Origin of the sequence: Salinisphaera sp. SPP-AMP-43, assembly GCF_049568105.1 — a bacterium.
In the GTDB taxonomy this organism is placed as follows: Bacteria; Pseudomonadota; Gammaproteobacteria; order Nevskiales; family Salinisphaeraceae; genus Salinisphaera.
In genome coordinates this window covers 2,479,701-2,493,036 of the sequence record NZ_CP145335.1, presented here as the reverse complement: position 1 = coordinate 2,493,036, position 13,336 = coordinate 2,479,701, and the positions used below count along the sequence as shown (strand labels likewise).

Annotated in this window: 10 protein-coding genes; 9 read left to right on the top strand and 1 reads right to left on the bottom strand. The window is 62.1% G+C overall.

Features of this window, described 5'->3' with window-relative positions; genetic code table 11:
- Positions 1-9: 9 nt before the first annotated feature.
- A complete protein-coding gene (locus V5738_RS10605) occupies positions 10-582 on the bottom strand; it encodes a Smr/MutS family protein (RefSeq protein ID WP_423820771.1) in 573 nt (190 codons plus the stop codon).
- A 125-nt stretch (positions 583-707) separates the two neighbouring features.
- On the opposite strand from V5738_RS10605, the gene surE reads away from it, so the two are divergent.
- The 9 genes from surE to V5738_RS10560 all read left to right on the top strand — a co-directional run bounded on the left by surE (position 708) and on the right by V5738_RS10560 (position 12,970).
- Entirely contained in the window at positions 708-1,457 is a 750-nt protein-coding gene (gene surE, locus V5738_RS10600; RefSeq protein WP_423820770.1) for a 5'/3'-nucleotidase SurE, read from the top strand.
- Positions 1,458-1,459: 2 nt separating this feature from the next.
- Positions 1,460-2,137, top strand: a complete 678-nt coding sequence (locus V5738_RS10595; RefSeq protein ID WP_423820769.1) for a protein-L-isoaspartate(D-aspartate) O-methyltransferase — start codon at positions 1,460-1,462, stop codon at positions 2,135-2,137.
- The gene (locus V5738_RS10590; protein ID WP_423820768.1) at positions 2,137-2,715 is read left to right on the top strand and encodes a YqaA family protein; all 579 of its coding nucleotides are present in this window, start codon (positions 2,137-2,139) and stop codon (positions 2,713-2,715) included. The genes V5738_RS10595 and V5738_RS10590 overlap by 1 nt, the downstream gene beginning before the upstream one ends.
- Positions 2,716-2,717: 2 nt before the next feature.
- On the top strand, positions 2,718-3,629 hold the full coding sequence (locus V5738_RS10585; RefSeq protein WP_423820767.1) for a peptidoglycan DD-metalloendopeptidase family protein: 912 nt from the start codon (positions 2,718-2,720) through the stop codon (positions 3,627-3,629).
- 110 nt (positions 3,630-3,739) lie between these two features.
- On the top strand, positions 3,740-4,948 hold the full coding sequence (gene alaC / locus V5738_RS10580) for an alanine transaminase (RefSeq protein WP_423820766.1): 1,209 nt from the start codon (positions 3,740-3,742) through the stop codon (positions 4,946-4,948).
- Between the two features lie 22 nt (positions 4,949-4,970).
- Positions 4,971-6,284 (top strand): homoserine dehydrogenase, encoded by a 1,314-nt coding sequence (locus V5738_RS10575; RefSeq protein ID WP_423824168.1) that lies wholly within the window; start codon positions 4,971-4,973, stop codon positions 6,282-6,284.
- A 24-nt stretch (positions 6,285-6,308) separates the two neighbouring features.
- Complete coding sequence (gene thrC / locus V5738_RS10570; protein ID WP_423820765.1) at positions 6,309-7,697, top strand: threonine synthase; 1,389 nt, start codon at positions 6,309-6,311, stop codon at positions 7,695-7,697.
- A gap of 12 nt (positions 7,698-7,709) precedes the next feature.
- Positions 7,710-9,497, top strand: a complete 1,788-nt coding sequence (gene recJ, locus V5738_RS10565; RefSeq protein ID WP_423820764.1) for a single-stranded-DNA-specific exonuclease RecJ — start codon at positions 7,710-7,712, stop codon at positions 9,495-9,497.
- 245 nt (positions 9,498-9,742) lie between these two features.
- A complete protein-coding gene (locus tag V5738_RS10560; RefSeq protein ID WP_423820763.1) occupies positions 9,743-12,970 on the top strand; it encodes a PAS domain S-box protein in 3,228 nt (1,075 codons plus the stop codon).
- Positions 12,971-13,336 lie beyond the last annotated feature (366 nt).

Sequence of the window (13,336 nt, the reverse complement as noted above, 5' to 3'; positions counted from 1 at the left end):
CGATCGCGGTCAGGATTGGGGCGGTTTTTTCCTCAGCAGAACGTAGAGCGCCCCGGTGCCGCCATCGGTCTGGCGTGCCGAGGTATAGGCGAGAACCTCATCGCGCTGGCGCAGCCAGCCGGCCACCTTGATCTTGAGCACCGGCCCGCGATGGCCTGAGCGCAGGCCTTTGCCGTGTACGATGCGGATACAGCGATAGCCGCGGTCCAGGGCTTCGTAAAGAAATTCGGTTAGGCAGCGACGAGCCACATCGACGACCATGCCGTGTAGATCGATCTCGGCCTGACACCGGTAATGGCCGCGGCGCAGCTTGCGGATCACGGCGTTCTGGACGCCGAGCTGACGATGCACCAGATCGTCGCCGGTCTCGATATCCGGATCCGGGGGGATGTCGTCGAACAATTCGGACATCACAGCGGCCTCGTCCGCTTCGCGCATCCGTGGCCGCGCCGAAGGCAGTTCGCGGGCCGGGGGACGCTGGCTCTGACGGATTTCCTCGACCGGCCCAACCTGCTCGCGAAACAGCGCGCTGTCTTCGTCGCTGATGTCGTTGTCGTCGCGCCGGTCGCGGGATCGGGCCATGGTTGTGTACTCCTGTCGCCGTGATCGATGCTTGGTTACGGCAGCCAAACCAAGCTCCGATAAGCTATGCTAGCGGCCTGAAAGCACGTCTGCACGTGCATTATTCAAGGCAACTGGCTGAGTCCATGCGATTACTGCTGAGCAACGATGATGGAGCCCATGCGCCGGGTCTGGCGGCGCTGCGCGAGGCGATGTCCGCGGTCTGCGACGACGTGGTGACGGTCGCCCCGGATCGCAATCGAAGCGGGGCGAGCAATTCGCTGACGCTAAATCGGCCCCTGGGGGTGCGCGAGGTCGGCGACAATCTGTTCGCCGTGGACGGTACGCCCACCGACTGCGTGCACTTGGCGACCACCGGCCTGTTCGAGCAGGACCCGGACATGGTGGTCTCGGGGATCAATACCGGCGCTAATCTCGGCGACGATGTGCTCTATTCCGGGACCGTCGCGGCCGCGACCGAAGGGCGCTCCCTGGGCTTGCCTGCGATTGCTATCTCCCTGATCGGCGATGACTGCGAGCACTACGACACGGCGGCCCGGGTGGCCGTATCGATGGTGCGTTTATTGATCGACCATCCGCTGCCGGCCGATACGATTCTCAACGTCAACGTACCGGATCTGCCTTTCGAGGCTCTGGCAGGCTATCGAGCGACCCGGCTCGGCTATCGGCATCGGGCCGAAAAACTGATCGCCGATCGCGACCCGCGCGGTCGGCGGGTATATTGGATCGGCCCGGCCGGTGGCCAGGCCGATGCCGGCCCGGGAACGGATTTTCACGCCGTTGGCGAGGGATTCGTATCGGTCACACCGCTACAGATTGATCTGACGCGGCACAATAGTTTGTCGTCGTTGTCCGATTGGCTCGTTCGGCTGTGACTATGGCGTTGGACAAGCATCCTCACGTTCTTGGATTCGGTATGGCCTCGGCGCGCAGCCGGGCGCGTCTGATATCACGTTTGGAACAACTCGGCATCCAAGACGATCGGGTGCTGGAAGCGATGAATCGCGTGCCGCGGCATATGTTCGTCGATGAGGCTATGACCAGCCGCGCCTACGACGATACGGCGCTGCCGATCGGCTACGGCCAGACTATTTCCCAGCCCTATATCGTGGCCCAGATGACGAGTCTGCTGCTGGCCGATGGCGAGCCGGCGAATGTCCTGGAAATTGGCACCGGCAGCGGCTACCAGGCGGCCGTTTTAGCCGAGCTGATCGATGCTGTATATACGGTCGAACGCGTCAAGCCACTGTACGAGCTGGCGCGCCGCCGATTCGCCGAGCTCGGCTATCGCAATATTCGGGTCCGCGAAGCGCGCGAGGACATCCTTGGGCTGCCGGCTTATGGACCGTTCGATGTGATTTTGGTAACGGCCGGCGCCGAGCAGCTGCCGACATCGTTGTACGAGCAGATGGCCGATGGGGGCCGCATGATCGTGCCGGTAGCCGTGCCGGGCGGTGGGCAGCGACTTGTAGTGGTACGACGCCAGGGCAGTTCCTTCGCACGCGAGGATCTCGATCCGGTAAGTTTCGTGCCTTTGATCGAAGGCAACGACTAATGTGGCGCAGACTCTATGACGCGGTGGTACGTGCGGCCGCGCACCGGCATGCCCAGCCCTGGCTGGCGGCGCTGGCGTTCTCCGAAAGCTCGTTTTTCCCGATTCCACCAGACGTCATGCTGGCGCCGATGGTGCTTGCCCGACGCAATCGGGCGTGGCGTTATGCGCTGATCGCGACCGCCGGCTCGACTATCGGTGGTCTGTTCGGCTATCTGATCGGGGCGCTGTTCATCGAACAGATTCTGCCCTGGCTGTACGACCTCGGCTACGGGCAGGGCTATGAAACGGTCCGTCAGTGGTTTGCCGAGTACGGGTTCTGGGCTGTTTTGTTCGCAGGGTTCAGCCCGGTGCCCTATAAACTTTTCACCATCGCCGCGGGTGCCCTCGGCATGGCGGTGGTGCCCTTTGCCCTGGCTTCGGCGGTCGGACGCGGCGCACGGTTTTTTATCGTGGCCGGATTGGTGCGATGGTTGGGGCCGACCTTTGAAACACGCGTGCTCAAGTACCTGGACTGGATCGGATGGATTATCGTCGGCCTTGTCGTGATCGCTTATCTGGTCTATCGCTTCGCCGTCTGAGTGTGGTGACGGCTGCGGGGCTCGGACTGGCGGTGGTTTTGTCCGGTTGTTCGATCAACCGGACGTTCGCGCCCGATACCTATACGGTTCAGCGCGGTGACACTCTGTGGGCGATCGCCCAGCATTACGATCTCGACTGGCATGCCCTAGCGCGCTGGAACCATATCCGGCCGCCGTACCGTATCGATGTCGGCGAGCGCCTGACGCTCAATCCCTATCCACGATTGAACTACGCGGACATATCCGATCAGCGCCAGGCGCCGGCATCGGCCCGTCAGCAGGCTCCGGCGGTTCATGAATCGACCTCGAGCGGTACGACCCATCCATTGGCCCAGCGCAGCGCGCCCACCGTGGTACGCAGTGCCAACCAGGCGCCGGCTGCGATCCGTACCGGGTCGTCCGGGCCGATGCCGACCCGGCAACAGGTGCCGGCGCCGGAGCCGAAGCAGCCAGACGATACCGCTAGCGCCGAACAGCATACGATCGATTCGGCCAGCGCCTCACAGGCAACCAAGCAGACAACGGTTACCGCCGGTGGTCCGAGCGCCGATGGCTGGCAATGGCCGGCCAGCGGATCGCTGCTGCGGGCCTATGATCCGTCAGCACGCCGCCGCGGCATTGAGCTGGGCGGCAACGTCGGCAGTCCGATCTATGCCGCTTCGAGCGGCACTGTGGTCTACAACGGTATTGGCCTGAAAGGTTATGGCAAGCTGATCATCGTCAAGCACGACGAGCACTATCTATCGGCCTACGGTTTCAATCGGAAAAGCCTGGTCGAGCAGGGCCAAACCGTCGCGGCCGGGGCGCATATCGCCAACATGGGGCTCGGCCCGGGCAACAAACCGATGCTGCATTTCGAAATCCGGCACGACGGCGACCCAATCGATCCGCAGACGGTGTTGCCCAAACGTTGAGCATCGTTGCACGCCGGTAGTGCCGACCGGCCGAATCTGGCAGACTTCAGGGCTTACGTCCCACGTCTCAACACGTCGCCGTCTGGCGGCCGACAACCGCGAAAGCGATCATGGCCAACGCTTCATCGAAATCCAACTTCGTACGCATTAATCGACTGCCGCCGTACGTGTTCGCGATTATCAACGACCTGAAGCAGGAGGCACGAGCGCGGGGCGAGGACATCATCGATTTCGGCATGGGCAATCCGGATCGGCCCACGCCGGAGCACATCGTCGAAAAACTCACCGAAGCAGTGCAACGCCCGGATACCCACCGCTACTCGGTCTCGAGGGGCGTGTTGCGTCTACGCCAGGCGATATCGGCCTGGTACAAGCGCCGCTACGATGTCGACATCGATCCCGAGAGCGAAGCGATCGTGACTATGGGCTCGAAGGAGGGCCTAGCGCATCTGATGCTGGCGATCCTCGAGCATGGCGATCAGGTGCTGGTACCCAACCCGGCCTATCCGATCCATCCCTATGGTGCGGTGATCGCCGGTGCGGATGTGCGCCACGTGCGGATGATGCCGGACAGTGATTTCTTCGGCGAGCTGGAAAAAGCGATCAAGGAATCCTGGCCGCGGCCGAAGATGATGCTGTTGAATTTCCCCAGCAATCCGACCACTCAGTGTGTCGAACTGGAGTTCTTCGAACGCATGGTCGCCATGGCCAAGGAATACGATCTATGGATCGTTCAGGATTTGGCCTACGCCGATCTGGTGTTCGACGGCTATCGCGCACCGTCGATCCTGGAAGTGCCCGGGGCCAAGGACGTGGCGGTGGAATGCTTTACGCTGTCCAAAAGCTATAATATGCCGGGCTGGCGGGTCGGATTCATGTGCGGCAATACCGAGCTGATCGCAGCCCTAGCGCGCATGAAGTCCTATCTCGACTACGGCATGTTTACACCGGTCCAGGTGGCCGCGATTGCTGCGCTCAACGGGCCCCAGGACTGCGTGGACGACATCCGTGATCTCTACGAGCAGCGCCGTAACGTGCTCTGTAACGGCCTGACCGACATCGGCTGGCCGGTCGATAAGCCGAAGGCCACGATGTTCGTCTGGGCGCGTATTCCCGAGGCCTATCAGCATATGGGCTCGCTGGAGTTCACCAAGAAACTGCTGGCCGATGCCCATGTGGCGGTTTCGCCGGGAGTCGGTTTCGGCGAGTACGGCGATACCCATGTGCGCTTCGGCCTGATCGAAAACGATCAACGCACGCGCCAGGCGCTGCGTAATATCAAACGCATGTTCAAACGCGACGGCGTCGTCGCGGCTTAACGCAAATCGAGGAATCTCCATGGTGGAACCGGTCAAGGTCGGTGTACTCGGCCTGGGCACCGTCGGTGCGGGTGTCGTCAATCTACTGGCGCGCAACGGTGATGAAATCAGCCGCCGGGCCGGTCGCGAGATCCAAATTACGCGCGCCGCGGTCCAGAACCCGGCCAAGACCCGCGAATGCGATACCCACAACATCCAAATGGGCACCGATTGTCGTGCCATAGTCGAAGATCCCGAGATCGACGTCGTGCTGGAGCTAATCGGCGGCGATGGTCAGGCCTATGATCTGGTCATGGCCGCGATCGCCAACGGCAAGCATGTGGTGACCGCCAACAAGCATCTGATCGCGCTGCATGGCAACGAGATCTTTGCTGCGGCCGACGAGGCCGGGGTGGTGGTGTCATTCGAGGCCGCGGTAGCCGGCGGCATTCCGATCATCAAGGCGATCCGCGAATCGTTGGCTGCTAACCGTATCGAGTGGGTCGCCGGGATTATCAACGGCACTGGCAATTTCATTCTGTCGCAGATGAATTTCGAGGATGTGTCGTTCGAAGAAGCGCTGGCCGATGCCCAGGCCCGCGGCTTCGCCGAGGCCGATCCGACCTTCGACGTCGAGGGCATCGACGCGGCCCACAAGCTGGCGATTATCGGCAGCATCGCCTTCGGCATCCCGTTGTCGTTCGAGCAGATCGTGACCGACGGCATTCGGCAGATTGCGGCCGACGACATCGAATACGCCGAGGAGCTCGGCTATCGGGTCAAGCATCTGGGCATCGCTCAACGCCAGGACAACGGGGTGGCGCTGCGCGTGCATCCGACCCTGGTGCCCGAACGGGCGCTGCTGGCCAACGTCGAGGGCGAAAAGAACGCGATCATGGTCTATGGCGATGCGGTCGGGCCGACGGCCTACTACGGTGCCGGGGCCGGCGCCGGCCCGACGGCCTCGTCAGTGGTCGCCGATATGATCGATACCGCACGCATGATGAGCGTCGACCCCTCGGGGCGGGTGCCGCATCTGGCGTTCCAGCCGGATCAGATTACCGAAGAGCCGATTCTGGAATCGGACGAGTTCATCTGCGGGCATTATTTCCGGGTCCAGGTCGCGGACAAGACCGGTGTCATGGCCGAGATCACCCGCATGCTCGCCGAGCTGGAGATCGGTATCGAAGCGATTCTGCAGAAGGATCCGCCGACCGCCGAGGACGACGCCCGGGTGATCATCATCACCAAGCCGGCGCGCGAAGGCACGCTGCACCAGGCTCTCGAGCATATCCGGGCGCTGCCGACCACCCGAGACGGGGTCGTGCACTACCGGGTGGCCGAGTTCGAAGACTAGGCTGGATCGTTGGTCGGAGACGCCATGCGTTACATCAGCACTCGCGGGAACGCGCCCGCGCTGGATTTCGAGCAGGTCGTGCTCACCGGGCTAGCCAGCGACGGCGGCCTGTATGTGCCCGAAACCATTTCGCAGTTCTCGCATGAGGACTTCGTGGCCATGGCCGGGCTGCCGTACACCGAGATCGCGTTTCGCGTGATGAAGCCGTTCGTGGGCGAGGCGATCGACGACGATGCATTTCGCCAGATCATCCACGACACCTACGCGACGTTCTCGCACGATGCCGTGGTGCCGCTCAAGCAGCTGTCGCACAACCACCACCTGCTGGAGTTGTTCCACGGGCCGACCCTGGCGTTCAAGGATGTCGCTCTGCAGCTGCTGGGCCGCCTGCTGGATCATTTCCTCGCCCGCAGCGGCGAGAAGGGCGTGATCATGGGCGCGACGTCGGGCGATACGGGCTCGGCGGCGATCGAAGGCTGCCGGGCCTGTGAACAGCTCGATATCTTTATCCTGCATCCGCACGAGCGGGTCTCGGCCGTCCAGCGGCGTCAGATGACCACCGTGGACGCGCCCAATGTGCATAACATCGCGATCCGCGGTGACTTCGACGATGCACAGGCGATGGTCAAAGCCAGCTTTGCCGATCAAGAGTTTTTGGAAGGCACGCGTCTGATCGCGGTCAACTCGATCAACTGGGCCCGGATCATGGCTCAGATCGTCTACTATGTGGCCTCGGCCGTGGCGCTCGGCGCCCCGCATCGCGAGGTTGCCTTCACGGTGCCCTCAGCGAATTTCGGCAACCTGTTCGCCGGCTATATGGCCTACCGGATGGGGCTGCCGATCAACCAGTTCGTGATCGCAACCAACGCCAACGACATCCTGCATCGCACGATTTCGGCCAACGATTTCTCGCGCCGGGCGCTGCAGGCCACGCTCGCACCGTCGATGGATATCGTCGTATCGTCGAACTTCGAGCGGCTGTTGTTCGAAGCGTACGGCCGCGATCATGCGGCCGTGGCCGATCTGCTCGATCGCTTTGCTCATGGCCGGGCTGCTATCGACGACGCGCCATTGGCAAGTCTACGTCGGCTGTTCGCCAGTGATAGCGTCGATGACGAGACCATCCTCGAGGTGATTCGCGAAGCCCATACCCACACCGGGGAATTGCTCGATCCGCATACCGCGACCGGCTATCGGGCAGCCAATCGCCAGCGTATCGACGCCACCACGCCGATGATCACGCTCGCGACTGCCCACCCGGCTAAGTTCGAAGATGCGATCGTGCGCGCAGGGTTTACGGGCGCGCCACTGCCCGAGAACATGGCCGATCTGATGGGCCGCGCCGAGCACTTCGATGTGTTAGACGCCGATCTGGCCGAAGTTCAGGCCTACGTCGCCGCACATCGTCACTGACCGCATTAGCGTATGGCCGAGCCTGAGCGCGTGCGTGAGTCCCAAGCCAGCGATTGTGCGCCAGCGCCGCGCATCGTCGAACGTGAGGTTCCCGAACATACGCAGCTGAGCGCCATCGATTCGGAGCTGCTGCGGCGGATCTATGCCGGCCGGGGAATCGGTGACGCTGCGGAGCTCGATTACCGATTGGCGGGGCTGCCCGATTTTTCCGGGTTCAAGCATATCGAGGCCGCGGTCGACGAGCTCGAGGGCGCGATCACTGCGGGTCGGGTGATCCATGTGGTCGGCGATTTCGATGCCGATGGCGCCACCAGTACTACGCTGGCCTTGGACGTGCTGGCGGCCTGCGACGCATGCGTGGATTTTTTCATGCCGCACCGGGCAACACACGGCTATGGGCTGTCGCCCGCCGTGGTCGAGGCGATCGGCAGCCCGCCGGCCGCGGGCGGGTTGATCCTGACCGTCGACAACGGTATTGCCGCGGTAGCCGGGGTCGAGGCGGCCCAGGCCGCAGGATGGCGAGTGGTGGTGACCGATCATCATCTGCCGGGCGAGCGTCTGCCGCCGGCCGAGGCGATCGTGAATCCGAACCAGCCCGGCTGTGGCTTTGCGTCCAAGAATCTCGCCGGGGTCGGGGTGGTGTTCTATGTGATGGCCGCGCTGCGCGCCCGTCTGGCCGAACGCGGTGTGCCGCGGCTGCCGCGCATGGTCGAACTGTTGGATCTGGTCGCGGTCGGCACAGTAGCCGATGTCGTCGCCCTGGATCACGTTAATCGTACGTTGGTGAGTCAAGGGCTGCGCCGGATCCAGGCCGGACGCGGGCGGCCGGGGATTAACGCCCTGGCCGAGATCGCCGGCCGCGAGCCCAGGCGTCTAGATACCGACGATATCGGCTTCGCCATCGGCCCGCGCATCAACGCAGCGGGCCGGCTCGAAGACATGCGCTTGGGCGTGGCCTGTTTACGGGCCCGGGGTATCGAACAAGCGCGCCGGGCGGCCGAAACCCTGTCGTCGATCAACCGCCAGCGTCGCAGCGTACAGCAGCGCATGCAGGCGCAGGCCGAGGCAGCACTCGATCGGATTACAGCGTTCGACGAGCTCCCGTCCGCGGTGGTCGTGTACGAAAACGACTGGCACGAAGGCATCGTTGGGCTGATTGCTTCGCGGCTGCGCGAGCGGGTTCATCGTCCGGTGATTGCCTTTGCGCCCGGCGAGCACGGCGATTTGAAAGGCTCGGCCCGCTCGATTCCTGGACTGCATATCCGCGATGCTTTAGCCGCAGTCGAGGCCGCCGCCCCAGGATTGATACGTCGATTCGGCGGCCATGCTCAGGCTGCGGGGCTGTCGTTGGCCCCTGACAACCTGAGCGAATTCTCCCGCCGCGTCGAGCAAGCGGTCGCTGCCCGCCTCACCACGGCAATGACCACCCGCGAGTTCCTCACCGACGGCGAGTTGGGTGGGGCAGAGCACTGTCTGGAGGTCGCGACCCGGTTGCGCAACGGCGGCCCCTGGGGCGCTGGCTTCGAGGCGCCGTTGTTTCACGGGGCCTATCATGTCGTGGACCAGCGTATCGTCGGCCGCGGCCACCTCAAGCTCACCGTACAAGCCTGTGTCGGTGGGCCGCCGATCGAGGCCATGCTGTTCAATCGTGACAAGCTGTTGGACGCCAGCCGGGTCTACCGGCTGGTATTTCGGTTGCAGGTCAATGAGTTTCGTGGCACGCAGCGCGCCAACCTGATCATCGAGCACTGTCGTGTCGACCAGCCGGACGAGCCGGCTCAGCAGCGCGCGCTCGATTGATCCAAACGACGCGACCGACAGGTGGGCGCCACTTACGGCCTACGCTTAACACCATATCGTACGGCTTCAATGGCTTGCTCGGGCGACGACCGGCATAAGGAGGCGATTCGCAGCCGGTGTTCGATTGTCGCTGGGACCGGGGTCTCCTTCGTTAATTTTTAATTTAATTTCAATAACTCTAGTTTTCCGGGCGGCGGCCGATATCGATTGCACGGTATATCGGTCGATTAAGCAAGTGAGGCATCATGTTTAGGGCGGGAGCAGAAGACCAGACCGTCGCGCCGGAACTGAGAGCTTTGAACATTAACTTTGCCGTGGCGGTGTTCGATGCCGAAGGGCGTATTACCCGCGCGAATAACCGCTACTTCAAACTTTTCGGCGGTACGCTGGCGAGCGTGATCGGGCGGCTGGAAACCGACAGTTTCGCCATTGCCGCCGACCGCCAGGGCTATGATGAGCTCTGGTCGGCATTGCAGGCCGGTCAAACCCAAAGCCGTGTCGCGCTTCGCCGTCTCGGGGAGGCAGAGACGCCGGTCTGGATCAAAGCTGGCTATACGCCGTTGATGGACCAGGACAGTCTGTCCGAAGTGGTCGCGATCTACGAAGATGTCACCAAAGAAGTACAGCAGCAGGCCGATGATCGCGGTCAGATTCATGCGATCAATGCTTCGACGCTGGTGGTTCAATTCGATGAGAATGGCTTTATCATCGATGCCAACGCACTGTTTCTCTCGACCTTCGGCTATACGCGCGAGACGCTGATCGGCGCCCATCATCGGCTGTTGGTCGATGCGGCCGAGGCGAAAGACCGGGCGGATCAGCGGTTCTGGTCGAATCTGGCCACGGGTACTCATCGTGCTGGCGAGTTCAAACGCATTGCCCGAGATGGCCATCCCGTCTGGCTACAGGCCAGCTACAATACGATCTTCGACCAGGCCGGTCGCGTGCTCAAAGTGGTGGCCTATGCCATCGACGTGACCGCGGAAAAGCTGCGCCAGGCCGAGTATCAGTGGCAGGTTGCCGCGATTCACAAATCGCATGCGGTTATCGTATTCGATATGCATGGCACGATTCTGGATGCGAACGATCGCTTCGCGAGTGCCATGGGCTATACCCGTGATGAGGTCATCGGCGAGCATCATCGGATCTTCGTTGAGCCGTCGTTTGCGCACAGCATCGAATACGCCCAGTTTTGGCGGCGGCTGCGTCGTGGCGATAACGATACCGGCCAGTATCGGCGGGTGGCCAAAGACGGTAGTTCAGTCTGGCTGCAGGCCAGCTACAATCCGATTTTCGATATGCAGGGCCAGCCGATCAAGGTGGTCAAATATGCATCGATCATCACTGAAGACAAACGCCAGCAGGCCGATCATCAAGGCCAGATTGCGGCCATTCACCGATCGCAGTGCGTGGTGTCGTTCGATCTGCAGGGCCACGTGATCGATGCCAACGACAATTTCCTGCAATTGATGGGCTATCGCTACTGTGAGGTACGCGGTCAAAACCATCGAATGTTCGTGCCGGCCAAGGAAGCCGAAGGCGAGGCCTACGCCGACTTCTGGGCCCAGTTGCAACTCGGCATTCCTCGGGTCGCAGAATTCAAGCGGGTGGCTAAAGGTGGGCGCGAGGTCTGGCTGCAGGCGACCTATAACCCGATCTTCGACATGGACGGGCGGCCGTTCAAGATCGTCAAATACGCGACCGACGTCACCCAGGACAAACAACGCCAGGCAGATTTCGAAGGCCGGATCGACGCGATTGACAAATCGCAGGGGGTCGCCGAGTTTGATCCGGATGGACGGATCCTAAGCGCCAACGACAATTTTCTGGCGATCTTCGGCTATACGCTCGACGAACTTCAAGGACGGCACCACCGCCTGTTGTTGACCCCGGGCGCGGCGAGCACCCAAGAATACGATGAGCTGTGGGCAACGCTGCGCAGCGGCCGTTTCCATTCGGGCTTGTACAAGCGGGTCGGCAAAGCCGGTGAGGATGTCTGGCTACAGGCGACTTATACGCCGGTGCTCGATCTCAACGGCAAGCCGTACAAGATCATCAAACTTGCGACCGATGTGTCCGCGAACATCGCCATGGCCGAGGCCTACGACGAGGCATCGCGTATGGCCCAGCACGATACGGCCACTGGGCTGCCGAACCGGCTGAAGCTGGCCCAATTCATGAACAGCGCATTGTCGCATCCGGCTGCCCGGCTGGTCGTGCTCTATATCGATCTCGACCATTTCAAGCCAATCAACGACCGTTTCGGCCATGCCGTCGGTGACCGTGTGCTCGGCGAGGTCGCGGATCGATTTCGACGTTGCCTTGGTCACGATCATTTGGTCGCTCGCGTGGGCGGTGACGAATTCGTCGTGGCCGCCCCCGACCTTGAAGACGACGCGATCGAAGCCCTCTGCCAGTCGCTCCTGGAAGCCGCGGCGGAGCCGATCCGCGGGGCAGACGGCGAGCTTCAGATTTCGGCTTCGATCGGCGTGGCCGTTGCGCCCATGGATGGCACGTCGCCCGACGATCTACTCAAGAATGCCGATACGGCACTATTTCGCTCGAAGCAAGACGGCCGCGGTACTTACCACTTCTATACCGGGGAGATGAACGACAGGATTTCTGCCCATCGGGCCATGACCGAAGACATGCGTCGTGGCTTGGACGTTGGCGAGTTCTTTCTCGAATACCAGCCGCGCTTCGACACTCGGAAACGCCAGGTCCGCAGCGTAGAGGCTCTAGTGCGCTGGGCGCATCCCGAAAAAGGCCGGATCAGTCCGGCAGAATTCGTGCCCCTGGCCGAGCGCAATGGCTTGATCATGCCGCTCGGGGAGTGGGTATTGCGCACGGCCTGCCAGTTCATTGTGGAATACGACCGCGAGATCGGTGTATCGGTCAATATTTCGCCGATCCAATTCAAGGACGACGGTCTGGTCGACACCGTAATCGACGTGTTGCTCGACACCGGGCTCGCGCCCGAGCGGCTGGAGCTAGAGATCACCGAAGGCGTGTTGCTGAGCGACGCCGAACGCGCGCGGTCGATGCTCGAACAAATCAAGGCACTCGGGGTACGGCTGGCCATCGACGACTTCGGTACCGGTTATTCGTCGCTGAGCTATCTGCACTCGTTCCCATTCGATGTCATCAAGGTCGATCGGCAGTTCATCAGTGGCCTGAACCAAACTGATGACAGCCATGCAATCGTCAAAGCGATTCTCGATCTCGGGCGTGCGCTGGGCCTGAGCGTTACCGCCGAAGGGGTCGAAACCGACGAGCAGCTTGAACTGCTGGCCGCCTACAACTGTGATGAGGTCCAGGGCTTCTTGTTAGGTCGGCCTTCGGCGGCCCAGGCCTTACGTAATACGATCAAGGAGGTGCCGAAAGTTCTCGCGCGCGGTTGGGATAAGCTCGCAGGCGTGGAGGGGCGGGGCAATCCGGTGCGCAAACTACTGGCGATCGATCGCTCGGCTTAAGCGTGCCCCAAGGCCACGACCGCGTGCGTTAGCCGCGTTCGAATGCATCCAACATGGGCAGTGCGCCCGTCCGAGTAAGTGCGAAAGCCCTAGAGCAGGGCCAGTTAAATTGGGCAAGGCCGTGTAGCTGTCGCGACAGCTACACGGGTGCTCGGCAATAGCCCTGGATCGCAGCACCTTGCAACCGGTCAGGCAAGGCTGGTAAACGACGACGAAGCCAAGAGCTATCAACGGGCAGGCGTGGTGCGCCCACAGCGCGCGCCGAGCCTAGCCTGGTTTAGGTCCGGCCTAGCGCGATATTAGAACATTGTATCGAGGCGTGCTCGAAACACTTTACGGCCCGTTCGGAGGCTTAGGCCGGCAAGC